Raw genomic sequence first — 21,705 nt, 5'->3', positions numbered from 1 at the left:
GCGCCGACGCCCCACCCTCACCCGCAGCGCCATGCTCCTGCCGTTGCCGTTGCCGTTGCCGTTGCCGTCGCCGTCGCCGTCGCCGTTGTCATCAAACCCCAGAAACGGAAAAACCCGGCACAAGGCCGGGTTCTTCACCGAATAACAGGTACAGCTCGAAGATTACTCTTCGACGGCTTCAGCCACAGCAGCCGGACGATCGACCAGCTCAACATAGGCCATCGGCGCGTTGTCGCCAGCGCGGAAACCGCACTTCAGCAGACGCAGGTAACCGCCCGGACGGGTCGCGTAACGCGGGCCCAGGGTGGTGAACAGATTGCCGACGGCTTCGTTATCGCGCAGGCGAGCGAACGCCAGACGACGGTTGGCAACCGAATCAACCTTGGCCAGGGTGATCAGCGGCTCGGCAACGCGGCGCAGTTCCTTGGCCTTCGGCAGGGTGGTCTTGATCAGCTCGTGCTTGAACAGCGACGCGGCCATGTTCTTGAACATTGCTTCGCGATGGGCGCTGGTGCGGTTGAACTTACGACCGGACTTCATATGACGCATGACGGTGATTCCTGAAGTGAATGTTGGATCGGTTGGGTATCGCTGTCGCCATCCTGGCGTTGCTGCTTGGACTGCGGATGGTCCGGTGCCAGCCGTCCTGGCTGGCCGTCACCGCAGGCTATCGACCTGTCGGTGCGGAGTGTTGCCGGTGAAGCCCCCGCACCCGAAGGTGCGGGGTCAAGCATCTTGCGTAGCGCTGGATCAGCCGAGCATGCCGTGCTGGGCGACACCGGCCGGCGGCCAGTTCTCCAGCTTCATGCCGAGCGAAAGACCGCGCTGTGCGAGGACTTCCTTGATCTCGGTCAGCGACTTCTTGCCGAGGTTCGGGGTCTTGAGCAGCTCCACTTCGGTCTTCTGGATCAGATCGCCGATGTAATAGATGCTCTCTGCCTTCAGGCAGTTGGCCGAACGCACGGTCAGCTCCAGATCGTCGATCGGGCGCAGCAGCACCGGATCCACGCCGTTGTTGGCCGGCTTGGCCGCACCGCGGTCGCGGTGGGTGAAGTCACCGAAGACCGACAGCTGATCGCTGAGGATGTCGGCGGCAGTGCGCACGGCTTCCTCGGCATCGATCGTTGCGTTGGTTTCGATGTCCAGCACCAGCTTGTCCAGATCGGTACGCTGTTCGACGCGGGCCGCTTCCACCGAATAGGCGACGCGACGGACCGGCGAGAACGACGCATCCAGGACCAGGCGGCCGATGGCACGGGTTTCTTCATCCGGACGACGACGAGCAGCAGCAGGCTGGTAGCCGAAACCGCGCTCGACCTTCAGACGCATGTTGATCGCCACATCCTTGGTGAGATGGCAGATCACATGAGCCGGATTGAGGATCTCGGTGTTATGGTCAATCTTGATATCAGCAGCGGTCACAACACCCGGACCCTGCTTGGACAGCGACAACGTAGCGTTGTCACCGGTATGCATACGGATCGCCACGTCCTTCAGGTTGAGCAGGACTTCCAGCACGTCCTCCTGCAAGCCTTCGAGCGTGGTGTACTCGTGCAGTACGCCATCGATTTCGACTTCCGTGATGGCGAAGCCCGGGATGGACGACAGCAGCACGCGACGCAGGGCGTTGCCCAGCGTATGCCCGTAACCACGCTCCAAGGGTTCGATGACGACCTTGGCGCGGGTATCGGTAAGGCGTTCGATCTGCGGACCGCGAGGACGCAGAACCTGGTTGGCGGTAACCGTCATGTTGCGGGTTCTCCTGCGAACCTCCGGTGTGACCGGAGGTTCTCCAATGTGAATTACTTCGAATACAACTCGACGATCAGCGCTTCGTTGATATCCGCAGGCAGGTCCGAACGATCCGGCACGGCCTTGAAGATGCCGGCGAACTTGCCGGAATCAACTTCAACCCACGACGGACGCAGGTCATGCGTAGCGGACACGGTCAGGGCTTCCTGAACGCGCAGCTGCTTGGCAGCCTTCTCGGACAGAGCGACGGCGTCGCCAGCCTTGACCTGGTACGAAGCCAGGTTGACCGACTTGCCGTTCACGGTGACACCGCGGTGCGAGACCAGCTGACGGGCAGCCGGACGGGTCACTGCGAAGCCCATGCGGTAAACGACGTTGTCAAGACGGGTTTCCAGCAACTGCAGCAGGTTCTCGCCGGTGTTGCCCTTCTTGGTCGAGGCCTTCTTGTAGTAGTTGCGGAACTGACGCTCCAGCAGACCGTAGATACGCTTGACCTTCTGCTTTTCACGCAGCTGGGTAGCGTAGTCGGACAGCTTGCCCTTACGGGCAGTGGCGCCGTGCTGGCCGGGCTTCTGCTCCAGCTTGCACTTGGAGTCCAGCGCACGGGCCGGGCTCTTGAGGGAAAGGTCGGCGCCTTCGCGGCGGGCGAGCTTACAGGTAGGACCGATATAACGAGCCATTTCTTATCGCTCCTTTAGACGCGACGCTTCTTCGGCGGACGGCACCCGTTGTGCGGGATTGGCGTCACGTCGATGATGTTGGTGATCTTGTAGCCCACGTTGTTCAGCGAGCGCACGGCCGACTCACGACCCGGACCCGGGCCCTTGATGCGGACTTCCAGGGACTTGACGCCGTAGTCAAGCGCGGCACGGCCGGCTTTCTCGGCAGCCACCTGGGCAGCGAACGGGGTGGACTTACGCGAACCGCGGAAGCCAGCGCCACCGGAGGTCGCCCACGACAGAGCGTTGCCCTGACGGTCGGTGATGGTCACGATGGTGTTGTTGAAAGAAGCGTGGACGTGGGCGACGCCGTCAGTGACGACGCGCTTGATCTTCTTCTTGGTCTTAGCGACGGGCTTAGCCATTTCTTAGGTCCCTTACTTCCTGATCGCCTTGCGCGGGCCCTTGCGGGTGCGGGCGTTGGTACGGGTGCGCTGGCCACGAAGCGGCAGACCGCGACGGTGACGCAGACCGCGGTAGCAGCCCAGGTCCATCAGGCGCTTGATCGCGATACCGATTTCACGGCGCAGATCGCCTTCCACGATGTACTTGCCGACTTCGAGACGCAGACGCTCGATTTCCGGCTCCGACAGATCGCGGATCTTGGTGGTCGAGGTCACGCCTGCGGCGTCGCAGACCTTCTTCGAACGGGTACGGCCGATGCCGTAAATGCTTTGCAACCCGACCCAGACGTGCTTCTGGGCTGGCAGGTTGACGCCTGCAATACGCGCCATGACGCGGTTCTCCAGCTGAGTGATGGCCGACAGCGCACCATGGGCGCGCCAATCCGGCAGGATGGATCAAAAAAGTGAACTAGCGATTCTATCAAGGTCTCGGTTTACTGGGAAGCCCGTGGAACCTGAAGGTTCCATGGACCCGGCGTGGGGAGTGTGCCCATGCTCCGGCGCCGGATGTCGTTGACTGCAGAGGTTTCCCTCGCCGCCGCCCGCGCTACTCCCGCGCGGGACCACCACATCACACCCCCACCCGAAACCGCTGCAGGGGCCGCCCTTCGATTTGGAAGGCCAGTCCGGGAACCGGAGGGCCTTCGCAACAAGAAGACTAGTGTAACAGGTCAATCAGCCGCGGGCAAAACCGCCGCGGTTGCCGCCCTTCAGGTTGGCCTTCTTCAACAGGCTCTCATACTGGTGCGACATCAGGTGCGCCTGGATCTGGGCAATGAAATCCATCACCACCACCACCACGATCAGCAGCGAGGTGCCACCGAAGTAGAACGAGGCGCCGAGCTGGGTGCGCAGGATTTCCGGCAGCAGACAGACGATCACCAGGTACAGCGAACCGGCGGCCGTCAGACGGGTCAGCACGGCATCCACGTAGTCGGCGGTGGCCTTGCCCGGACGGATGCCCGGAATCAGCGCGCCCGACTTCTTCAGGTTGTCGGCGGTTTCCTGCGAGTTGAACACCAGCGCGGTGTAGAAGAACGCGAAACCACTGATCAGCGCGGCGAACACGATCATGTGCAGCGGCTCGCCCGGCCCGAGGGCGTTGGCGACCTTCTGCAGCCACGTGGCCGAACTGGCCTGGCCGGACCACATGGCCAGCGTCGTCGGGAATGCCAGGATGCTCGAGGCGAAAATGGCCGGGATCACGCCCGCCATGTTCAGCTTCAGCGGCAGGAACGAGGTCTGGTTCATGTACGCGTTGCGGCCACCCTGGCGACGTGCGTAGTTCACCGTGATGCGGCGTTGGCCGCGCTCGACGAACACCACGAAGTAGGTGAAGGCCAGCACCACCAGCACGATCAGCAGCAGGGCGATGAAGCTCATGTTGCCGTCGCGGTAGGCTTCCACGGTGTGGATGACCGCGCCCGGCAGGCCGGCCACGATGCCGGCGAAGATGATCAGCGACACACCGTTGCCGATGCCGCGCTCGGTGACCTGCTCACCGACCCACATCAGGAAGATGGTACCGGCGGTCAACGCGACGATGGCGGTGAGCACGAAGCCCATGCCCGGCGCGTAGACGACCGGAGCACCGCCCGGGGAGACCTGGTTCTGCAGCGCCAGCGCAATGCTGCCGCCCTGCACCACCGCCAGCAACACGGCGCCGATGCGGGAATATTGGGTGATCTTGCGACGACCCGATTCACCTTCCTTCTGCATCGACTTCAATGCGGGGAAGATGTGGACCGCCAGCTGCATCACGATGGATGCCGAGATGTACGGCATCACGTTCAGCGCGAAAATGCTGAAACGGTGCAGGGCGCCGCCCGAGAACATGTTGAACATGTCCACGATGCCGCCGCCCTGCGCCTGCATGAGCGCAAGCATGGCATCGGGATTGACGCCAGGCACCGGCACATAACAGCCGATGCGGTAGACGATCAATGCCCCGATGACGAACAGCAGTCGCTGGCGGAGTTCCGTGAACTTGCCGAGCCCGCCGCCGAGGTTACCAATGCCAGCTTGCGCCATGTCTTACTCCTGTACGCTGCCGCCGGCAGCTTCGATCGCGGCCTTGGCACTGGCCGTTGCAGCGACGCCCTTCAGGGTGAATGCCTTGGTCAGGTCACCCTTCATGACGATCTTGGCACGCTTAGCGGTGCTCGGGACCAGCTTGGCAGCGCGCAGCGCGGCAAAGTCGATCTCGCCAGCTTCCAGACGCTCAAGCTGGTAGGACAGCACTTCAGCGGTGTCCTTGGCGATCTTGGAACGGAAACCGACCTTGGGCAGACGACGCTGCATGGGGGTCTGGCCGCCTTCGAAGCCCGCCTTGATCTTGCCGCCACCCTTACGGGCGAACGAACCCTTGTGGCCGCGGCCGCAGGTCTTGCCCAGGCCGGAGCCGATACCACGACCGACGCGGGTACGCTCTTTACGAGCGCCCGGTGCCGGGCTCAATTCATTCAGATGCATGGTCATTGGATTATTCCTCAACCTTGACGAGGTAGTGGACCTTGTTGATCAGACCGCGAACCTGCGGGCTGTCCTTCAGTTCACGGACATCGTTCAGCTTACCCAGGCCCAGCGCACGCACCGACAGGCGATGACGCGCCTGGGCACCACGCAGGCCACGAACCAGACGGACCTTGACGGTCTTGACGGTGTCATTAGCCATGGTTGAGATCCTCCACCTTCTTGCCGCGCTTGGCCGCGATGCGGACCGGCGACTGCATTTCGGTCAGACCCTTCAGCGTGGCGCGAACCAGGTTGATCGGGTTACGCGAACCGACGGCCTTGGCCAGCACGTTCTTGACGCCAACGGCTTCCAGGACGGCGCGCATGGCACCACCGGCGATCACACCGGTACCTTCGGAGGCCGGCATCATGAACACGCGAGCTGCGCCGTGACCGGACTTCACCGGGTGCCACAACGTGCCGTTGTTCAGATCGACATTGGCCAGGTTCTTGCGAGCCTGCTCCATCGACTTCTGGATGGCGACCGGCACTTCACGCGCCTTGCCGTAACCGAAGCCAACCTTGCCTGCGCCATCACCGACCACGGTCAGTGCGGTGAAGGTGAACTGGCGACCGCCCTTGACGGTCTTGCTGACGCGGTTGACCGCGACCAGCTTTTCGATCATGCCGTCGTCGACTTTCTCTTCGCGGCGATCGCGATCGCGACCCCGCTGCTGACGTTCTTCTGCCATGTTGATTCCTTGATTGATTGAGTATGTACGGCTCAATGCCGCTTATAGCTGTGAAATGAAGCGGTGGATCGAGCGCCCCTGCAGAAGAAGGACGTCGCCCGGCGCAACCCGCGCCGGCAGGCAGGCGGAAGCGGGGACCAGCCCCGCTTCCTTATCCCTTAGAACTGCAGGCCGCCTTCGCGGGCTGCATCAGCCAGTGCCTTGATGCGGCCGTGGTAGCGGTAGCCCGAGCGGTCGAAAGCGACCTTCTCGATGCCCGCAGCCTTGGCGCGCTCGGCGACCAGCTTGCCAACCTTGACGGCGGCGTCGCTGTTCTTGCCGTTCTTCAGGCCTTCCTTGACGTCGGCCTGGGTGGTGTTGGCCGACGCCAGCACCTTGGAGCCATCGGCGGTGAAGACCTGGGCGTACAGGTGCTGACCGGTGCGCAGCACCGACAGGCGCGGCACGCCGAGCACACGGATGTGTGCACGGGTCGACTTGGCACGACGCAGACGAGCGATGTTCTTGTTCATGATCTTTTTCCTTGGAAAGCTGAGGACCTGAATTAGGCCTTCTTGGCTTCCTTACGAATGATGACTTCGCCGGCGTACTTCACACCCTTGCCCTTGTAGGGCTCCGGCGGACGGAAGCCACGGATCTTGGCGGCAACTTCGCCAACGCGCTGCTTGTCGGTGCCCTGGACCAGCACTTCGGTCTGGGTCGGGGTCGAAATGGTGATGCCTTCCGGCGCCACGAACAGGACCGGATGCGAGAACCCGAGCGACAGGTTCAGATCCTTGCCCTGCATGGCGGCACGGTAACCGACGCCGACCAGCTCAAGCTTGCGCTCGAAGCCTTCGGTGACGCCCTTGACCATGTTGGCCAGGATGGCGCGCACGGTGCCGGTGAGGGCGACCAGCGAGGCATCGTTGGCGGCCAGGGTGGCAACGCCGTTGTCGACAGTGATTTCAACGCCAGCAACCTTGGCAAGCGACAGGGTGCCCTTCGGGCCCTTCACGCTGACGGATTCCGGCTGGATGTTCAGTTCAACGCCCTTGGGCAGGTTGACTGGCTTCTTGGCTACGCGGGACATAGTTGGTTCCTTCTCGCCTTAGGCCACGAAGCACAGGACTTCGCCGCCGACGCCCAACTGGCGCGCCTGCGCATCAGTCATGATGCCCTTGGAGGTGGAGATGATGGAGATACCCAGGCCGTTGAGGACCTTCGGCAGCTCGGACTTGCCACGGTACTGGCGCAGACCCGAACGCGAGAAGCGCTTCAGGGTCTCGATGACCGGCTTGCCCTCGAAATACTTCAGGACGATTTCAAGCTCGGCCTTGTTGTTCTCGATCTTGGTCACGCGCAGATCGGTGATGTAGCCTTCGGCCTTCAACACCTCTGCGATTGCCACCTTGATCTTGGACGACGGTGCTTTCACCGTCTGCTTGCCAACCGCGGCCGCATTCTTGATGCGTACCAGCAGGTCGGCGATGGGATCAGTCATGCTCATAGTCGATACCTTTGAGTGCACCGATATCCGCTTTCGCGAAAATCTTGTGTCTACCTGGAATGGGCCAGGGCCCGTTTTCACACACTGCTCACGCCTTGCGGGCGAGCAAGACGCGGGAGTATACGGCAAAAAGAGCCCGACTTGCGTCGGGCTCCCTTAATCCGGGATCAGAGCCGGAAAACCGGCCCCTCTCCCCTGCCCTGCGCCGTGAAGGCACCGGGCAGTTGAAGGGACGAATCCCTTACCAGCTGGCCTTGCGCAGGCCCGGCACGTCACCACGCATGGTGGCTTCGCGCAGCTTGTTACGGCCCAGGCCGAACTTGCTGTACACGCCACGCGGGCGGCCCGAGAGCTCGCAACGGTTGCGGTGACGGCTCGGCGACGAATCGCGCGGCAGCTTCTGCAGCTTGATGACGGCCTCGGCCTTTTCGTCGTACGAAGCGGTCGCGCTGGAGATGATCTTCTTCAGCTCTTCACGCTTGCCGGCGTACTTGACGGCCAGCTTCGCACGCTTGAGGTCGCGGTTGACCATGGAGGTCTTTGCCATTTCGGATTCCTCGACGTATCAGTTACGGAACGGGAACTTGAACGCTGCGAGCAGCGCCTTCGCTTCCGCATCGGTCTTGGCGGTGGTGGTGATGGCGATATCCATGCCGCGGATCGCGTCGACAGCGTCGAAGTCGATTTCCGGGAAGATGATCTGTTCCTTCACACCCATGTTGAAGTTGCCACGACCGTCGAAGGAACGACCCGAGACACCACGGAAGTCGCGCACGCGCGGCAACGAGATGTTGATCAGACGGTCCATGAACTCGTACATCTTTTCACGACGCAGCGTGGTCTTGCAGCCGATCGGCCAACCATCGCGGATCTTGAACGATGCCACCGAGACGCGGGACTTGGTCACGATCGGCTTCTGACCGGAGACCTTGGCCATATCGGCGACGGCATTTTCCAGGATCTTCTTGTTCGTGGCTGCTTCGCCGACACCCATGTTCAGGGTGACCTTGACCAGCTTCGGAACCTGCATCGGATTGGTGTAGCCGAACTGCTTCATCAGCGCCGGCACCACTTCTTCCTTGTAAAACTTTTCGAGACGGGAATTCATCTGCTCATTCCTCAGGCGTCGAGCGCCTCACCGCTGGAGCGGAACACACGCAGTTTGCGTCCATCCTCCAGCACCTTGAAGCCAACGCGCTCGCCCTTGCCCGAAGCCGGGTTCAGCACATTCACGTTGGAGATATGGATCGACGCTTCACGCTCGACCACGCCGCCGGCAACGCCTGCCTGCGGGTTCGGCTTGGTGTGGCGCTTGACGATGTTCACGTTGGCGACGATCACACGATCGCCGTCGACGCGGACGACTTCGCCCTGCTTGCCCTTGTCCTTGCCGGTGTTGACGACAACCTGGTCGCCCTTCTTGATACGGTTAGCCATGATTATCTCCTGTCGCTCACAGCACTTCGGGAGCGAGCGAGACGATCTTCATGAACTTCTCGGAACGAAGTTCACGCGTCACCGGTCCGAAGATGCGGGTACCGATCGGCTCTTGCTTGTTGTTGAGCAGGACCGCGGCGTTGGCATCGAAACGGATCAGCGAACCGTCGGCGCGACGCACACCCTTGCGGGTACGCACCACGACGGCGTCGAACACTTCACCCTTCTTGACCTTGCCGCGCGGAATTGCATCCTTCACGGTGACCTTGATGATGTCGCCAATGTGCGCGTAGCGGCGCTTGGAGCCGCCGAGCACCTTGATGCACATCACTTCCTTGGCACCGGAATTGTCCGCGACTTCGAGGTAGCTCTGCATCTGGATCATGAGTCAGATCTCCTTATTGAACCGCACGCGTGATGACTTCCACCACGCGCCAGTTCTTGGTCTTGGACATCGGAGCAATCTCGGTCACACGAACGACATCACCTTCGTTGCAGGTGTTGTCGGCGTCGTGTGCGTGCAGCTTGGTCGAACGCTTGATGTACTTGCCGTACAGGGCGTGCTTGACCAGGCGCTCCACCAACACGGTGACCGTCTTGTCCATCTTGTTGCTGACGACACGGCCTTCGACCGTGCGCAGCGTCTTGCTGTCGTTGTTATCGCTCATCGCGGCCATCCTTACTTGGTGCTGCCGAGCAGGGTCTTGACGCGAGCGATCTCGCGGCGAACCCGGCGGGTTTCGTGGGTCTTCGGCAGCTGGCCAGTGACCTGCTGCATACGGAGCGAGAACTGCTCCTTACGCAGGTCGATCAGGTGGCTCTTCAGGTCGTCAGCCGACTTTTCGCGAAGTTGTTTGATATCCATCAGAGCACCGTCCGGGTCACGAAAGTGGTGGTCACGGAGAGCTTGGCGGCAGCCAGGCGGAACGCCTCACGTGCCACGTCTTCTGCGACGCCTTCGATTTCATAGATCATGCGGCCGGGCTGGATCTGGGCTACCCAGTACTCCACGTTGCCCTTACCAGAACCCATTCGGACTTCGATGGGCTTCTTGGTGATCGGCTTGTCGGGGAACACTCGGATCCACATCTTGCCGCCGCGCTTGACGTAGCGGCTGATCGAGCGGCGAGCCGCTTCGATCTGACGCGCGGTCAGCTGACCATGAGCGGTTGCCTTCAGGCCGTATTCGCCGAAGCTGACAGCGTTGCCGCTCCAGCTCAGACCATCGTTACGGCCCTTGTGTACCTTGCGGTATTTGGTTCGCTTGGGTTGCAACATTGTCGTTACCTCGCTTCACGAGCCGGGCGCGACGGACGGTCACCGCGGTCGCCGCGATCGTTACGATCGTTGCGCGGGGAGTCGTCCTGCTTTTCCTGGCCAACCTGGGAGAAATCGAAGACTTCGCCCTTGTAGATCCAGACCTTGATGCCGATGATGCCGTAGGTCGTCTTGGCTTCAGCGAAGCCATAGTCGATGTCGGCACGCAGCGTATGCAGCGGCACGCGGCCTTCGCGGTACCACTCCGAACGGGCGATTTCTGCGCCGTTCAAGCGGCCACCGACGTTGACCTTGATGCCCAGGGCACCGAGGCGCATCGCGTTGCCGACCGAACGCTTCATCGCGCGGCGGAACATGATGCGACGCTCCAGCTGCTGCGCGATCGACTCGGCAACCAGCTGTGCGTCCAGCTCGGGTTTACGCACTTCGGTGACGTTGATGTGCGCCGGGACGCCCATCATTTCGCTCACTTCCTTGCGCAGCTTCTCGATGTCCTCACCGCGCTTGCCGATCACCACGCCCGGACGGGCGGTGTGGATCGTCACGCGAGCGGTCTTTGCCGGACGCTCGATCAGGATCTTGCTGATGCCGGCCTGCGCAAGCTTCTTGCGCAGCATGTCCCGCACCTTCAGGTCGGCTGCCAGATAACCAGCGAACTCGGCCTTGTTGGCGTACCACTTGGAGTTCCAGTCCTTGGAAATGCCGAGGCGGATACCAATCGGATGAACTTTATGACCCATGGTGTTTTCCTTTCCGCTTACTTGCCGGCGCCCACAACCACAGTGATGTGGCTGGTGCGCTTGAGGATGCGGGTGCCGCGGCCTTTCGCCCGCGCCATGAAACGCTTCAGGGTCGGACCTTCATCTACCATGATGGTCTGTACCTTCAGCTCGTCGACGTCGGCGCCCTGGTTGTTCTCGGCGTTTGCAATAGCAGACTCCACCACCTTCTTGATCAGGTGGGCAGCCTTCTTGTCCGAGAACTTCAGCAGGTTGACCGCACGCTCGGCCGGCAGGCCGCGCACCTGGTCAGCGACCAGGCGGGCTTTCTGCGCAGAGATGCGCGCGGAGCGCAGGATTGCTTTCGCTTCCATTGTCATCTCTCCTTACTTGCCCGACTTCTTGTCACCACCGTGACCCTTGAAGGTCCGGGTGATGGCAAATTCGCCGAGCTTGTGGCCGACCATGTTCTCGTTGACGAGCACCGGAACGTGGTTCTTACCGTTATGAACGGCGATGGTGACGCCTACCATTTCCGGCAGGATCATCGAACGGCGCGACCAGGTTTTGATCGGCTTCTTGCTACCCGCAGCGGCTTCCACCTTCTTGATGAGGTGGTGATCGACAAACGGGCCCTTCTTGAGTGAACGTGCCATGGTCGATTAGCCCCTACGATCGCGGACGATGAATTGCTGGGTGCGCTTGTTCTTGCGCGTCTTGTAACCCTTGGTCGGGACACCCCACGGGGTGACCGGATGCGGGTTGCCCTGGCCGGCCTTCGCCTCACCACCGCCGTGCGGATGGTCAACCGGGTTCATGGCAGCACCACGAACGGTCGGGCGGACACCACGCCAGCGCTTGGCGCCAGCCTTGCCCAGCTTTTCCAGGTTGTGTTCGTCGTTACCGACTTCACCGATGGTGGCGCGGCACTCGACCGGCACCTTACGCATTTCACCCGAGCGCAGGCGCAGGGTGGCGTAGATACCTTCACGAGCGACGAGCTGCACGGCAGCGCCGGCGGCACGCGCGATCTGAGCACCCTTGCCCGGCTTCAGTTCGATGCCGTGGACAGTGGTACCGACCGGGATGTTGCGCAGCGGCAGCGTGTTACCGGTCTTGATCGGCGCATCCGAACCCGCGATCACCTGGTCACCGGCCTTCAGGCCCTTCGGTGCGATGATGTAGCGGCGTTCGCCGTCGACGTAGCACAGCAGGGCGATATGGGCGGTGCGGTTCGGATCGTATTCGATGCGTTCCACGCGCGCCGGAATGCCTTCCTTGTTGCGCTTGAAGTCGATGACGCGGTAGTGCTGCTTGTGACCACCACCCACGTGACGGGTGGTGATGCGGCCGTGGTGGTTACGACCACCGGACTTGCTCTGCGGCTCCAGCAGCGCAGCATGCGGCGCGCCCTTGTGCAGATCGGGCGTGACCACGCGCACGGCCGAACGACGGCCGGGAGAAGTGGGTTTGAATTTCATCAATGGCATGGGATGGACCTCAGGCCTTGGCCGTTACATCGATGGACTGGCCATCGGCGAGACGCACGTACGCCTTGCGCCAATCGCCGCGGCGGCCGGTGCGGTTACGGAAGGACTTGTTCTTGCCCTTCACGTTCAGCACGTTGACCGACTCGACCTTGACGTCGAACAGCTGCTCAACCGCGGCCTTTACATCGGCCTTGGTGGCTTCGTTCGAAACTTCGAAGACATACTGGTTGGAATGTTCCTGCAGGCGCGCGGTCTTTTCGGAGACTCGCGGAGCGCGCAGCACGCTGAAGACTTTTTCGTTGCTGCTCATGCCAGCCACTCCTCGACCTTCTTGACCGCATCAGCGGTGATGACGACCGTGTCGGCACCGACCAGCGACACCGGGTCCAGGCCCTGCACGTCACGCACTTCCACGTAGGGAATGTTGCGCGCCGACAGGTACAGGTGCTCGGAAGCATCTTCGGTGACGATCAGCGGACGCTTGCCCACTTCCAGGCCGGCCAGCTTGGCGATCAGAGCCTTCGTGTTGGTCGCTTCGACATCGAAGGACTCCACGATGGTCAGACGGCCCTGGCGGTTCAGCTCGGACAGGATCGCGCACATGGCTGCACGGTACTGCTTACGGTTGACCTTCTGCTCGAAGCTGCGCGGCTTGGCCGCGAAGGTGACACCGCCGCCGATGAAGATCGGAGCCGTCAGTGCGCCATGACGCGCGCCGCCGCCCTTCTGCTTCTTCGACTTCTTGGTGGTACCAGCCACTTCAGAGCGAGTCTTCTGTGCCTTGGTGCCGGCGCGACCGGCGTTGCGGTAAGCAACGACGACCTGGTGAACCAGATCTTCGCTGAAATCGCGACCGAACACGGCATCGGAGACCGAGACCTTGTTGTTGCTACCCGTGATAACGAGTTCCATCGTCATCTCTCCTTATGCCTTGCTAGCCGGACGAACGATCACGTCACCACCCGCTGCGCCCGGAACGGCACCACGGATCGCGATCAGACCACGCTCGACATCGACCTTCACCACTTCAAGGTTCTGGGTGCTCTGCTGCACCGAACCCATGTGGCCGGACATCTTCTTACCCGGGAAAACGCGACCCGGGGTCTGGCGCTGGCCCAAGGAACCCGGCGCGCGATGCGACAGCGAGTTACCGTGGGTTGCATCGCCCATACGGAAGTTGTAGCGCTTGATGGTGCCCTGGAAGCCCTTACCCTTGGTGACACCCTGGACGTCGACCTTCTGGCCAACTTCAAAGATGTCCGCCTTGACTTCGCCGCCAACGGCGAAATCGCCGAGCTGCGCGTCTTCAACGCGGAATTCCCACAGGCCACGGCCCGCGTCGACCTTCGCCTTGGCGAAGTGACCGGCTTCCGGCTTGTTGACCAGGGCAGCGCGACGCGCGCCGACGGTCACCTGCACGGCGCTGTAGCCGTCAGCTTCGACGGTCTTGATCTGCGCGATGCGGTTCGGGGTAGCTTCAATCAGGGTTACCGGGATGGCCTGGCCATCTTCGGTGAACACGCGGCTCATGCCAGCCTTGCGGCCCACGAAGCCCAACGAATATTTCTTCGTCATGGTCGTAGTCCTCAGGTCAGCTTGATCTGAACGTCGACGCCGGCAGCCAGTTCGAGCTTCATCAGCGCGTCCACGGTCTTGTCGTTCGGGTCAACGATATCGAGCACGCGCTTATGCGTGCGGGTCTCGTACTGGTCACGCGCGTCTTTATCGACGTGCGGCGAGACGAGAATGGTGTAACGCTCGATCTTGGTCGGCAGGGGGATCGGGCCACGCACTTGCGCGCCGGTCCGCTTTGCCGTTTCTACGATCTCGCTGGCCGAACGGTCGATCAAACGATGATCGAACGCCTTCAGCCGAATCCGGATCTTTTGGTCCGCCATGACGGTGGGTTCCTTCGTTAAAAGAGCGACGGACAAGGCCTCTGGGTTGCCTTGTCCCATGAATATCCTGAATGCAGACGCCGCACATTCCTGCGCGGCGACAAGATCTTTCCGTAGACCTCAAAAATCGAGGCAGACCGGTCTCCCGATCTGCCCAGACAAAAAGTATAGCGCGCATACAAGTTGGCAGTCAACAGGGTCACTGTTGACAAAGCCTGAATGGCGCGACCCTTCCTGGTCTGGGGAACACGAGGAGCATCCTGCGCCTCTTTTCCCGTTTGGTTACACCCCGATGCCCTACCCAGGCAACATCGGGGCGCAGATTCTAGCAGATTACGCGATGATCTTGGAGACCACGCCGGCGCCGACGGTACGGCCGCCTTCGCGAATCGCGAAGCGCAGGCCTTCATCCATGGCGACCGGGTTGATCAGGGTGACAACCATCTTCACGTTGTCACCCGGCATCACCATTTCCACACCTTCCGGCAGTTCGCAAGCGCCGGTGATGTCGGTGGTACGGAAGTAGAACTGCGGACGGTAGCCCTTGAAGAACGGGGTGTGACGGCCACCTTCGTCCTTGGACAGCACGTACACTTCGGCGTCGAAGGTGGTGTGCGGCTTGATCGAACCCGGCTTGGCCAGGACCTGGCCACGCTCGACGTCGTCACGCTTGGTGCCGCGCAGCAGCAGACCAGCGTTGTCGCCTGCCTGACCCTGGTCGAGCAGCTTGCGGAACATTTCCACGCCGGTGACGGTGGTCTTCTGGACCGGACGGATACCGACGATTTCGATTTCTTCGCCGACCTTGATCACGCCGCGCTCGATACGACCGGTCACGACGGTGCCGCGGCCCGAGATCGAGAACACGTCTTCGACCGGCATCAGGAAGGGCTTGTCGATGTCGCGTTCCGGGGTCGGGATCCAGCTGTCGAGAGCATCGACCAGCTTGATCACGGCCGGCACGCCGATCTCGCTCTGGTCGCCTTCCAGCGCCAGGCGGGCCGAACCCGAGATGATCGGGGTGTCATCGCCCGGGAAGTCGTACTTGCTCAGCAGCTCGCGGACTTCCATTTCGACCAGTTCCAGCAGCTCGGCGTCATCGACCATGTCTGCCTTGTTCAGGAAGACGACGATGTACGGCACGCCGACCTGACGCGAGAGCAGGATGTGCTCACGGGTCTGCGGCATCGGGCCGTCAGCAGCCGAACAGACCAGGATCGCGCCGTCCATCTGGGCAGCACCGGTGATCATGTTCTTGACGTAGTCAGCATGGCCCGGGCAATCGACGTGGGCGTAATGACGTTCGGTGGATTCGTATTCGACGTGTGCGGTCGAGATCGTGATGCCACGCGCCTTTTCTTCCGGCGCGGCGTCGATCGACGAGTAGTCCTTGAACTCACCGCCAAAGCGCTCGGCACCGATCTTGGTCAGTGCGGCGGTCAGCGTGGTCTTGCCGTGGTCAACGTGACCGATGGTGCCGACATTGACGTGCGGCTTGGTGCGCTCGAACTTACCCTTGGCCATGGCTGCTTATCTCGAAATCGTCTGAATTGGTAGCACTTAGATGGTGCTCACGAAAGGAATCGAACCTTCGACCTCCTCCTTACCAAGGAGGTGCTCTACCGACTGAGCTACGTGAGCGAGTTTTGTATTATGGCACGAATTTGAATATATTCAAACTCATTCAATGGAGCGGGAGACGGGGATCGAACCCGCACCATCAGCTTGGAAGGCTGAGGTTCTACCATTGAACTACTCCCGCATCGGAAGCTCTTGCCACAACATGAAACTGGTGGAGGGAGGTGGATTCGAACCACCGAAGGCGTAAGCCAGCAGATTTACAGTCTGCCCCCGTTGGCCGCTTGGGTATCCCTCCTTACCACCCTGTCCCGTGGCGCCGAAGCGTTTTCGGTGTGGGGTGGAAGAGCCGTGAATTTTGGGGATAAACGCGGGCTCTGTCAACAACCTTTTTGAAATTTTTCACACGAATCTGCAATTGCCTTGTCGGGACAGGCTATTGGCCTGGCAACGGCAGGGTTTCGCTGGCGAAGATCGCCACGTGTGGCACGCCATCGGCCCCGATCCAACCGCGATACATGCCCTGCGTGTTGAACGGCGTCGCTGCGCGACCGTCGGCGGCAAGCACGATCGCACCGCCATCGCCACCGAGGGCGGGAATGCGCTCGTTGATCACTGCACGCCCCGCTTCCATGGGCCCCTGCTTGAGGTACTGCATGCGCGCGCAGATATCGTGCGCGGCCGCCGTGCGGATGTAGTACTCGCCCCAGCCTGTGCCCGATACCGCGCATCCCGCATCGGCATAGGTGCCCGCGCCGATGATCGGTGAGTCGCCCACACGGCCATAGCGCTTGTTGGTCATCCCTCCGGTGGAGGTGCCCGCGGCGAGCTTGCCGTCCTTGTCGAGTGCGACCGCGCCGACCGTGCCGAAGTGGCGCGCCGTTTCCAGGTCCGCATGGGCCTGGCCGCTGGCTTCTTCCTTGAGTGCCTTCTGCAGCTGCTGCCAGCGTTTATCGGTGCGGAAGTAGGACGGATCCACCAGGGGAATGCCCTGGTTGCTGGCGAACGCCTCCGCCCCCTGCCCCACCATCATCACGTGCGGCGAATGCTGCATCACCGCTTCGGCGAGCAGGATCGGGTTGCGCACACGCTGCACCCCGGCCACCGCGCCGGCCTTGAGCGTGGCGCCATCCATCAGCGAGGCATCCAGTTCATTGCGACCGTCGTGGGTGAACACCGCCCCTTTGCCGGCATTGAAGGTGGGATCGTCCTCGAGCACGGTGATCGCCGCGGTAACGGCTTCCAGTGCCGGCCTGCCTGCCGCCAGCGCGGCATGGCCTTTCAACAGCGCCTGCTGCAGGGCCGCGCGCGCGGCTTTTTCTTCGGTGGGCGAGAGATCCTTGCGCTCCACTCCCGCTCCCCCATGGATGACCAGCACCGGCTCGGCGGCGGTGGCCGCCAGCGGGAGCGACAGGCACAGCGACAACACCACCACAGCAGAACGCGACATGGGCAGGCACTCTCAAGGGACGAGGCCTCATCATGGCACGCGCGTCGGGCCATCCACGCGCGTGGCCATGACGTCGAAACGCCCGCCACAGCATCCACGCTTGGCGAGGATCTACCGGCGCAGCTGCAGGCGTCCCTCCCGGATATCCGCCGTCACCTCGAACGCCGCGTCGTCCACCTGGAAGCCAGCCAGATGCAGGCGACTTCCCTCGCCTACCCCGGTGACCGGAATGGCCAGAAAATCCAGCGGTTTACCGCCGCGCAGGCGATCGGCCGCGCGCTGCGGCATCACCAGCCACGCATAGCCGCCATCGCGGCTGAATACCTGTCCGGTGCCGTCGGCCTCAACACACAGCGCGGTGTCTTCATCCACGCCGAGACCGACCATGTCCTGCTGCCCACTGCGCTGGGCGGCACGGGCCACGAAGACGATCAGGCGGCCGAGCCGGTCGCGCTTGCCGAAGTGGGTATCGGTGATCACGTTGGACAGGTACGGCATGGCCAGGAAATCACTGTCCAGGGTCACTGCCCTGCCCATCGGATCGCGCAGCGCGCGGCGGGACGTCACGCTGCCACCATCCAGGGCGCCGTAGCTGTAGCCCCCCAGGATGGCCAGCCCGGCACTGGTGCCGGCAATCGGCCGGCCGGCGCGGACGTGTGCATTGAGCGCCGCGTTCACCGCCGTGCCCTTCCAGAAACGGATATAGCGCGCCTGGTCGCCACCGGCGATGAAGATCGCATCGGCGGCGGCGATCACCCCCAGCACGGCCGGGTCGTCCGCCGCGCGGCGGCTGTTGAACACCAGGGTCTGTACCGATGCCACGCCGCCGATCTCCCGATACAGCCGGTTCTGCAGCTCATCGGCACCGGAGGCGCGCAGGATCACCACCCGGCCATGGCCGGCGCGCGCCAACCACCATTGGAAGGCTGCCGGTACCCACTCGCCGCCGCCCATCAGCATCATCGCCGGCTCGGTGTGGGGCGCCTGCGGGGCCTGGAGGGCGCCGACCTCGTAATAGCGGTAGCCCCGATCCTGCAGACTGCGCGGAGTCTGGGCGTGGAGGGGGAGCGAGAGCGCTGCAAGCAGCAACCACAGCAAGGAATGGATCGGCCGGAAACCCTTGTGCACGTTGAACTCCCTGAATAAAACGGGCGTGTAAGCGCTTTCACTCTTTGCCAGAGAAATTGGCAGTGGTCAACCCCGTAAAAAAGGCGTTAAATGCGCGCCGTCCATTCGCGAAATGTGAATGGGGGACAGGCCTCCCTCGAGGCCGACACTTTCTTCTCGAGAATTCTCATGCGTAAACAGGCGATGGCGTGGTCGATCCAGCTGGCGTTGATGGGTGTGGCCGCAACTGCGGGCGCCCAGACGCCCGCCCCCGGGGTGCAGCAACTGGATACGGTGCAGGTCACCGGCTCGCGCATTCCGCGCGCGCAGGTGGAGGGGCCGGCCCCGGTCACCGTCATCACTGCCGAGCAGATCCAGGCCAGCGGCTTCACCAGCGTGCCGGACGTGCTGCGCTCGATGACCCAGAACGGAGGTGAGACCCAGAGCCAGCAGTCCTCCAGCGGCGCGGACTTCTCCCCCGGTGCGCAGCAGGTGGACCTGCGCGGCCTTGGCCCCAACCACACCCTGGTGCTGGTCAACGGCCGCCGCATCGCCGATTTCCCGATGCCCTTCCAGGGCCGCAGCAACTTCACCGACGTCTCCAACATCCCGATCGGGATGATCGAGCGCATCGAAGTGCTGACCGGCAGCGCCTCGGCGATCTATGGTTCTGACGCGATCGCCGGCGTGGTCAACTTCATCCTGAAGAAGCAGGTGGATGGCACCACGGTCAACATGCGCATGGGCACCACCAGCGAAGGCGGCGGTGAGTCCTTCGACATGAGCATTGCCAGTGGCTTCGACGCCGGCCGTTTCAGCGCGGTCTACAGCCTGGAGCTGCAGTCGCAGACGCCGCTGTGGGCCTATGAGCGTGGCCAGCAGGATTCCACGCTGGACGCGCCGACCGAGAGCGCCCGCGCCTTGCGCCGCGCCTACCTGCGCACCGACTACAACGACGACTACCTGGACCCGGGCCAGGCCACCTGCGATGCGCTGGCCGGCCAGAACAACGGCAGCACCCAGTACGCCGAGCGTGCGCGGTATGGCTTCTACTGCGGCAGCGACCGCTCGATCGGCTACGGCACGATCCTGAGCAAGCGCCGCGGTGCCAACGGCTATGCCTCGCTGCGCTACGCCTTCGACAACGGCGCGGAATGGTTCGCCGATGTGCAGATGGGCTATCACGACCTGGCGCTGATGCGCGATGTCACCCAGTGGGGCCGCATGGCCGCCGACGGCAATGAGGACGGCTACTTCTACAACCAGGCCACCGACCAGGTGGAGTTCTGGCAGCGCCAGTTCTCCCCCGAGGAAATGGGCGGACTCAACAACGGCATGGTGCGCAGCACCCAGAAGACCTTCAGCGTGACCACCGGGTTCAAGGGCGCGCTCGGTGCGGACTGGGAATACGAGGCCTCGCTGAGCCATTCGCAGTACCAATCCAGCATCCGCTGGCCGCAGATCATCGCCGCCAAGGCCAATGCGCTGTTCCTGGGCGAGCAGCTGGGCGAGTACACCGATGACGACGACAACGTGTTCCCGGTGTTCAACGCCGACCCGGCGCGCCTGTACCGGCCGCTGAGCCGCAGCGAGTACGATTCGATCGCTGCACGCACCACCTATACCCCGAAGTCGCGTACCGATACCGCCGCGCTGACCCTGACCAACGGAGAGCTGTTCGAGCTGCCGGGCGGCAAGGCCGGCTTCGCGGCGACCGCCGAGTTCGGCAACCAGTCCTACGCGCTGAATCCGGACCCGCTGGCGACGCAGTACTACTACTACAGCTGGAAGGATTCGGACGGGCACGGCAGCCGCAACCGCTGGGCGACCGCGGCCGAGCTGCGCCTGCCGCTGCATGACACGTTCAACGTCAGCGTGGCCGGCCGTTTTGACCAATACCGCTACTCCGGCAACACGATCGGCAAGGCGACCTGGAGCGGTGGCCTGGAGTGGCGCCCGATCGATACGCTGCTGGTGCGCGGCTCTTACGGCACCGCGTTCCGCGCACCGGACCTGCACTACGTGTACGCCGGCCCGGGCAATGATGAAACCAGTGCCAACGACTACTACGCCTGCGCGGTGGACGGCGGCGATGACTGCTCGGATTACGAAGAGAACCTGATCCGCACGCGCGAAGGCAACCGCAAGCTGGACCCGGAAACCAGCACCTCGTGGAGCGCTGGTTTTGTGTGGTCGCCAGCAACGGGACTGGACCTGTCGGTGGACTGGTTCGATATCGACATGCGCGACCAGGTGCAGGACATGGATGTGAGTACCATTCTGCGCGACGAGGCGGCCTGCCGCCTGGGGGACGCGGACGCGGCGTCCCCGACCTGCGTGGATGCGATCAGCCGGGTTACCCGCACCAGTGATGGCCGCCTGTATGGCGTGCACGTGAGCCCGATCAACATCGCGCGCGAAACGACCCGCGGCATCGATGTGGGCCTGCGCTACCGCCTGAGCACCGGGATCGGCGATTTCATCCTCAGCGGCAACCACACCTGGGTGAAGACGCACGATTTCCAGCAGTTTGACGGCGATGTGGTCGAGGACCAGTTCGCGGTCAACAGCGGTTTCGACATTCCGCGCACCAAGACCAGTGCGAGTGTGACGTGGGAGAACGCGGCGTGGTCGGCCACGCTGTACGGCTCACGGCTGGGCAAACTGCCAACCTACGACAGTTACGACCAGAGCTTTGATCCGGACAGCGGCGACAGCCCGTGGATCGGGGCGACGTACCGCTACAACGTGTCGTTGCAGTACCGCTTCGATGATCATTCGCGCCTGTCGCTGTCGGTGGTCAACATCGCCAACAAGATGCCGCCGAAGGATGCCACGTACACGCCGTATCCGTACTACGACGTCTCCTGGTTCGACACCGTGGGCCGGACGATCAACCTGCAGTACACGCACAAGTTTGGCGGTACGGCGCTGTAAGCGCCGTTTCATTGCCGATAGGGGATCAAGGACGGAGGCATTGCCTCCGTCTTTTTTTGTGCTCCGTGGCCGCTGGTCGGATTCACCCATTGCCGGATGCGCTGTCTTTGTTTTCCACATGCGTCGTGGAAAGCCATGGGGGTTTGGTGTGGACAAGTGCATGCAAGCCATGCAGCGCAGTGCTTTCAGGGTGTGGCGATTTTTTGTCCAGGCAATACAGCCGGGCCGAAACGCCAGGCAA

At 62.5% G+C, this 21,705-nt stretch carries 31 protein-coding genes and 3 tRNA genes; 1 reads left to right on the top strand and 33 read right to left on the bottom strand.

From position 1 onward, the window contains the following. Positions 1–162: 162 nt before the first annotated feature. From rplQ to ACE026_RS03835, 33 genes are all read right to left on the bottom strand, one after another. Positions 163–549 carry a 50S ribosomal protein L17 gene (gene rplQ, locus ACE026_RS03995; RefSeq protein ID WP_123728453.1) on the bottom strand — a complete coding sequence of 129 codons (387 nt, stop codon included), beginning with the start codon at positions 547–549 and terminating at the stop codon, positions 163–165. A gap of 201 nt (positions 550–750) precedes the next feature. Beyond that, the gene (locus ACE026_RS03990) at positions 751–1,749 is read right to left on the bottom strand and encodes a DNA-directed RNA polymerase subunit alpha (protein WP_121042890.1); all 999 of its coding nucleotides are present in this window, start codon (positions 1,747–1,749) and stop codon (positions 751–753) included. Positions 1,750–1,802: 53 nt separating this feature from the next. Then, a complete protein-coding gene (gene rpsD, locus ACE026_RS03985) occupies positions 1,803–2,432 on the bottom strand; it encodes a 30S ribosomal protein S4 (protein ID WP_019186164.1) in 630 nt (209 codons plus the stop codon). Between the two features lie 14 nt (positions 2,433–2,446). Further along, a complete protein-coding gene (gene rpsK, locus ACE026_RS03980) occupies positions 2,447–2,836 on the bottom strand; it encodes a 30S ribosomal protein S11 (RefSeq protein WP_017355427.1) in 390 nt (129 codons plus the stop codon). A 12-nt stretch (positions 2,837–2,848) separates the two neighbouring features. Continuing rightward, on the bottom strand, positions 2,849–3,205 hold the full coding sequence (gene rpsM, locus ACE026_RS03975; protein ID WP_019186163.1) for a 30S ribosomal protein S13: 357 nt from the start codon (positions 3,203–3,205) through the stop codon (positions 2,849–2,851). 345 nt (positions 3,206–3,550) lie between these two features. Then, entirely contained in the window at positions 3,551–4,906 is a 1,356-nt protein-coding gene (gene secY, locus ACE026_RS03970) for a preprotein translocase subunit SecY (RefSeq protein WP_019186162.1), read from the bottom strand. 3 nt (positions 4,907–4,909) lie between these two features. Further along, positions 4,910–5,353 (bottom strand): 50S ribosomal protein L15, encoded by a 444-nt coding sequence (gene rplO, locus ACE026_RS03965; RefSeq protein WP_019186161.1) that lies wholly within the window; start codon positions 5,351–5,353, stop codon positions 4,910–4,912. A 4-nt stretch (positions 5,354–5,357) separates the two neighbouring features. Continuing rightward, positions 5,358–5,549, bottom strand: coding sequence for a 50S ribosomal protein L30 (gene rpmD / locus ACE026_RS03960; protein ID WP_259261111.1), 192 nt, complete (start codon positions 5,547–5,549; stop codon positions 5,358–5,360). Next, positions 5,542–6,081 (bottom strand): 30S ribosomal protein S5, encoded by a 540-nt coding sequence (gene rpsE / locus ACE026_RS03955; protein ID WP_313209665.1) that lies wholly within the window; start codon positions 6,079–6,081, stop codon positions 5,542–5,544. The genes rpmD and rpsE overlap by 8 nt, the downstream gene beginning before the upstream one ends. Before the next feature lie 158 nt (positions 6,082–6,239). Continuing rightward, positions 6,240–6,593: a 50S ribosomal protein L18 gene (gene rplR / locus ACE026_RS03950; protein WP_123728451.1), complete on the bottom strand. Its 354-nt coding sequence runs from the start codon at positions 6,591–6,593 to the stop codon at positions 6,240–6,242. A 32-nt stretch (positions 6,594–6,625) separates the two neighbouring features. Next, positions 6,626–7,153: a 50S ribosomal protein L6 gene (gene rplF, locus ACE026_RS03945; protein ID WP_259261110.1), complete on the bottom strand. Its 528-nt coding sequence runs from the start codon at positions 7,151–7,153 to the stop codon at positions 6,626–6,628. An 18-nt stretch (positions 7,154–7,171) separates the two neighbouring features. After that, positions 7,172–7,570, bottom strand: coding sequence for a 30S ribosomal protein S8 (rpsH, locus tag ACE026_RS03940; RefSeq protein WP_019186156.1), 399 nt, complete (start codon positions 7,568–7,570; stop codon positions 7,172–7,174). A 241-nt stretch (positions 7,571–7,811) separates the two neighbouring features. Then, a complete protein-coding gene (gene rpsN / locus ACE026_RS03935) occupies positions 7,812–8,117 on the bottom strand; it encodes a 30S ribosomal protein S14 (protein ID WP_121042878.1) in 306 nt (101 codons plus the stop codon). Positions 8,118–8,135: 18 nt separating this feature from the next. Continuing rightward, on the bottom strand, positions 8,136–8,678 hold the full coding sequence (rplE, locus tag ACE026_RS03930; protein WP_019186154.1) for a 50S ribosomal protein L5: 543 nt from the start codon (positions 8,676–8,678) through the stop codon (positions 8,136–8,138). 11 nt (positions 8,679–8,689) lie between these two features. Beyond that, on the bottom strand, positions 8,690–9,007 hold the full coding sequence (gene rplX / locus ACE026_RS03925; protein WP_017355416.1) for a 50S ribosomal protein L24: 318 nt from the start codon (positions 9,005–9,007) through the stop codon (positions 8,690–8,692). A gap of 16 nt (positions 9,008–9,023) precedes the next feature. Further along, positions 9,024–9,392 (bottom strand): 50S ribosomal protein L14, encoded by a 369-nt coding sequence (rplN, locus tag ACE026_RS03920; RefSeq protein WP_017355415.1) that lies wholly within the window; start codon positions 9,390–9,392, stop codon positions 9,024–9,026. 13 nt (positions 9,393–9,405) lie between these two features. Then, positions 9,406–9,675 carry a 30S ribosomal protein S17 gene (rpsQ, locus tag ACE026_RS03915; protein WP_121042876.1) on the bottom strand — a complete coding sequence of 90 codons (270 nt, stop codon included), beginning with the start codon at positions 9,673–9,675 and terminating at the stop codon, positions 9,406–9,408. An 11-nt stretch (positions 9,676–9,686) separates the two neighbouring features. Then, positions 9,687–9,872: a 50S ribosomal protein L29 gene (rpmC, locus tag ACE026_RS03910; protein WP_019186151.1), complete on the bottom strand. Its 186-nt coding sequence runs from the start codon at positions 9,870–9,872 to the stop codon at positions 9,687–9,689. Beyond that, complete coding sequence (gene rplP / locus ACE026_RS03905; protein WP_019186150.1) at positions 9,872–10,285, bottom strand: 50S ribosomal protein L16; 414 nt, start codon at positions 10,283–10,285, stop codon at positions 9,872–9,874. Before rplP ends, rpmC begins: the two co-directional genes overlap by 1 nt. A gap of 5 nt (positions 10,286–10,290) precedes the next feature. Next, on the bottom strand, positions 10,291–11,025 hold the full coding sequence (gene rpsC / locus ACE026_RS03900; protein ID WP_019186149.1) for a 30S ribosomal protein S3: 735 nt from the start codon (positions 11,023–11,025) through the stop codon (positions 10,291–10,293). Between the two features lie 17 nt (positions 11,026–11,042). Beyond that, positions 11,043–11,378: a 50S ribosomal protein L22 gene (gene rplV / locus ACE026_RS03895; protein ID WP_017355410.1), complete on the bottom strand. Its 336-nt coding sequence runs from the start codon at positions 11,376–11,378 to the stop codon at positions 11,043–11,045. Between the two features lie 12 nt (positions 11,379–11,390). Then, entirely contained in the window at positions 11,391–11,660 is a 270-nt protein-coding gene (rpsS, locus tag ACE026_RS03890) for a 30S ribosomal protein S19 (protein WP_019186148.1), read from the bottom strand. A gap of 6 nt (positions 11,661–11,666) precedes the next feature. Next, the gene (gene rplB / locus ACE026_RS03885) at positions 11,667–12,494 is read right to left on the bottom strand and encodes a 50S ribosomal protein L2 (RefSeq protein WP_038690292.1); all 828 of its coding nucleotides are present in this window, start codon (positions 12,492–12,494) and stop codon (positions 11,667–11,669) included. A gap of 10 nt (positions 12,495–12,504) precedes the next feature. Beyond that, positions 12,505–12,804, bottom strand: a complete 300-nt coding sequence (gene rplW, locus ACE026_RS03880) for a 50S ribosomal protein L23 (RefSeq protein ID WP_019186147.1) — start codon at positions 12,802–12,804, stop codon at positions 12,505–12,507. Further along, the gene (rplD, locus tag ACE026_RS03875) at positions 12,801–13,406 is read right to left on the bottom strand and encodes a 50S ribosomal protein L4 (protein ID WP_313217314.1); all 606 of its coding nucleotides are present in this window, start codon (positions 13,404–13,406) and stop codon (positions 12,801–12,803) included. The genes rplW and rplD overlap by 4 nt, the downstream gene beginning before the upstream one ends. Positions 13,407–13,418: 12 nt before the next feature. Beyond that, positions 13,419–14,069, bottom strand: a complete 651-nt coding sequence (gene rplC / locus ACE026_RS03870; protein WP_019186145.1) for a 50S ribosomal protein L3 — start codon at positions 14,067–14,069, stop codon at positions 13,419–13,421. An 11-nt stretch (positions 14,070–14,080) separates the two neighbouring features. Further along, entirely contained in the window at positions 14,081–14,392 is a 312-nt protein-coding gene (gene rpsJ / locus ACE026_RS03865) for a 30S ribosomal protein S10 (protein WP_010341589.1), read from the bottom strand. 333 nt (positions 14,393–14,725) lie between these two features. Then, positions 14,726–15,916: an elongation factor Tu gene (gene tuf / locus ACE026_RS03860; RefSeq protein ID WP_486037967.1), complete on the bottom strand. Its 1,191-nt coding sequence runs from the start codon at positions 15,914–15,916 to the stop codon at positions 14,726–14,728. A 41-nt stretch (positions 15,917–15,957) separates the two neighbouring features. Then, positions 15,958–16,033, bottom strand: a tRNA-Thr gene (locus ACE026_RS03855). Positions 16,034–16,080: 47 nt separating this feature from the next. After that, positions 16,081–16,154 (bottom strand) — tRNA-Gly (locus ACE026_RS03850). A gap of 28 nt (positions 16,155–16,182) precedes the next feature. Beyond that, a tRNA-Tyr gene (locus tag ACE026_RS03845) sits at positions 16,183–16,268 on the bottom strand. Between the two features lie 138 nt (positions 16,269–16,406). Next, positions 16,407–17,420 (bottom strand): isoaspartyl peptidase/L-asparaginase family protein, encoded by a 1,014-nt coding sequence (locus ACE026_RS03840; RefSeq protein ID WP_486037965.1) that lies wholly within the window; start codon positions 17,418–17,420, stop codon positions 16,407–16,409. Between the two features lie 111 nt (positions 17,421–17,531). After that, positions 17,532–18,548, bottom strand: a complete 1,017-nt coding sequence (locus tag ACE026_RS03835; RefSeq protein ID WP_486037963.1) for a cyanophycinase — start codon at positions 18,546–18,548, stop codon at positions 17,532–17,534. 168 nt (positions 18,549–18,716) lie between these two features. On the opposite strand from ACE026_RS03835, the gene ACE026_RS03830 reads away from it, so the two are divergent. Beyond that, positions 18,717–21,464, top strand: a complete 2,748-nt coding sequence (locus tag ACE026_RS03830) for a TonB-dependent receptor plug domain-containing protein (protein WP_486037962.1) — start codon at positions 18,717–18,719, stop codon at positions 21,462–21,464. The last annotated feature ends 241 nt before the right edge of the window (positions 21,465–21,705 follow it).

It is taken from the genome of Stenotrophomonas sp. AGC87 (assembly GCF_057333975.1).
Note: the sequence above shows the minus strand (reverse complement) of the source record. Positions and strands in the feature narration are given on the sequence as shown.

Coding starts and splice junctions, on each gene's coding strand:
- ACE026_RS03830 (WP_486037962.1), top strand. CDS start 18,717: ATGCGTAAACAGGCGATGGCGTGGTCGATCCAGCTGGCGTTGATGGGT.
- rplR (WP_123728451.1), bottom strand. CDS start 6,593: ATGAACAAGAACATCGCTCGTCTGCGTCGTGCCAAGTCGACCCGTGCA.
- rpmC (WP_019186151.1), bottom strand. CDS start 9,872: ATGGATATCAAACAACTTCGCGAAAAGTCGGCTGACGACCTGAAGAGC.
- ACE026_RS03840 (WP_486037965.1), bottom strand. CDS start 17,420: ATGTCGCGTTCTGCTGTGGTGGTGTTGTCGCTGTGCCTGTCGCTCCCG.
- rplB (WP_038690292.1), bottom strand. CDS start 12,494: ATGCCATTGATGAAATTCAAACCCACTTCTCCCGGCCGTCGTTCGGCC.
- rpsN (WP_121042878.1), bottom strand. CDS start 8,117: ATGGCAAAGACCTCCATGGTCAACCGCGACCTCAAGCGTGCGAAGCTG.
- rplC (WP_019186145.1), bottom strand. CDS start 14,069: ATGACGAAGAAATATTCGTTGGGCTTCGTGGGCCGCAAGGCTGGCATG.
- rpsS (WP_019186148.1), bottom strand. CDS start 11,660: ATGGCACGTTCACTCAAGAAGGGCCCGTTTGTCGATCACCACCTCATC.
- rplW (WP_019186147.1), bottom strand. CDS start 12,804: ATGAGCAGCAACGAAAAAGTCTTCAGCGTGCTGCGCGCTCCGCGAGTC.
- rpsC (WP_019186149.1), bottom strand. CDS start 11,025: ATGGGTCATAAAGTTCATCCGATTGGTATCCGCCTCGGCATTTCCAAG.
- rpsK (WP_017355427.1), bottom strand. CDS start 2,836: ATGGCTAAGCCCGTCGCTAAGACCAAGAAGAAGATCAAGCGCGTCGTC.
- rpsQ (WP_121042876.1), bottom strand. CDS start 9,675: ATGAGCGATAACAACGACAGCAAGACGCTGCGCACGGTCGAAGGCCGT.
- rpsD (WP_019186164.1), bottom strand. CDS start 2,432: ATGGCTCGTTATATCGGTCCTACCTGTAAGCTCGCCCGCCGCGAAGGC.
- rplF (WP_259261110.1), bottom strand. CDS start 7,153: ATGTCCCGCGTAGCCAAGAAGCCAGTCAACCTGCCCAAGGGCGTTGAA.
- rplX (WP_017355416.1), bottom strand. CDS start 9,007: ATGGCTAACCGTATCAAGAAGGGCGACCAGGTTGTCGTCAACACCGGC.
- rplV (WP_017355410.1), bottom strand. CDS start 11,378: ATGGAAGCGAAAGCAATCCTGCGCTCCGCGCGCATCTCTGCGCAGAAA.
- rplP (WP_019186150.1), bottom strand. CDS start 10,285: ATGTTGCAACCCAAGCGAACCAAATACCGCAAGGTACACAAGGGCCGT.
- ACE026_RS03990 (WP_121042890.1), bottom strand. CDS start 1,749: ATGACGGTTACCGCCAACCAGGTTCTGCGTCCTCGCGGTCCGCAGATC.
- secY (WP_019186162.1), bottom strand. CDS start 4,906: ATGGCGCAAGCTGGCATTGGTAACCTCGGCGGCGGGCTCGGCAAGTTC.
- tuf (WP_486037967.1), bottom strand. CDS start 15,916: ATGGCCAAGGGTAAGTTCGAGCGCACCAAGCCGCACGTCAATGTCGGC.
- rpsJ (WP_010341589.1), bottom strand. CDS start 14,392: ATGGCGGACCAAAAGATCCGGATTCGGCTGAAGGCGTTCGATCATCGT.
- rpmD (WP_259261111.1), bottom strand. CDS start 5,549: ATGGCTAATGACACCGTCAAGACCGTCAAGGTCCGTCTGGTTCGTGGC.
- rplD (WP_313217314.1), bottom strand. CDS start 13,406: ATGGAACTCGTTATCACGGGTAGCAACAACAAGGTCTCGGTCTCCGAT.
- rpsE (WP_313209665.1), bottom strand. CDS start 6,081: ATGGCAGAAGAACGTCAGCAGCGGGGTCGCGATCGCGATCGCCGCGAA.
- rpsM (WP_019186163.1), bottom strand. CDS start 3,205: ATGGCGCGTATTGCAGGCGTCAACCTGCCAGCCCAGAAGCACGTCTGG.
- rpsH (WP_019186156.1), bottom strand. CDS start 7,570: ATGAGCATGACTGATCCCATCGCCGACCTGCTGGTACGCATCAAGAAT.
- rplE (WP_019186154.1), bottom strand. CDS start 8,678: ATGAATTCCCGTCTCGAAAAGTTTTACAAGGAAGAAGTGGTGCCGGCG.
- rplQ (WP_123728453.1), bottom strand. CDS start 549: ATGCGTCATATGAAGTCCGGTCGTAAGTTCAACCGCACCAGCGCCCAT.
- rplO (WP_019186161.1), bottom strand. CDS start 5,353: ATGACCATGCATCTGAATGAATTGAGCCCGGCACCGGGCGCTCGTAAA.
- rplN (WP_017355415.1), bottom strand. CDS start 9,392: ATGATCCAGATGCAGAGCTACCTCGAAGTCGCGGACAATTCCGGTGCC.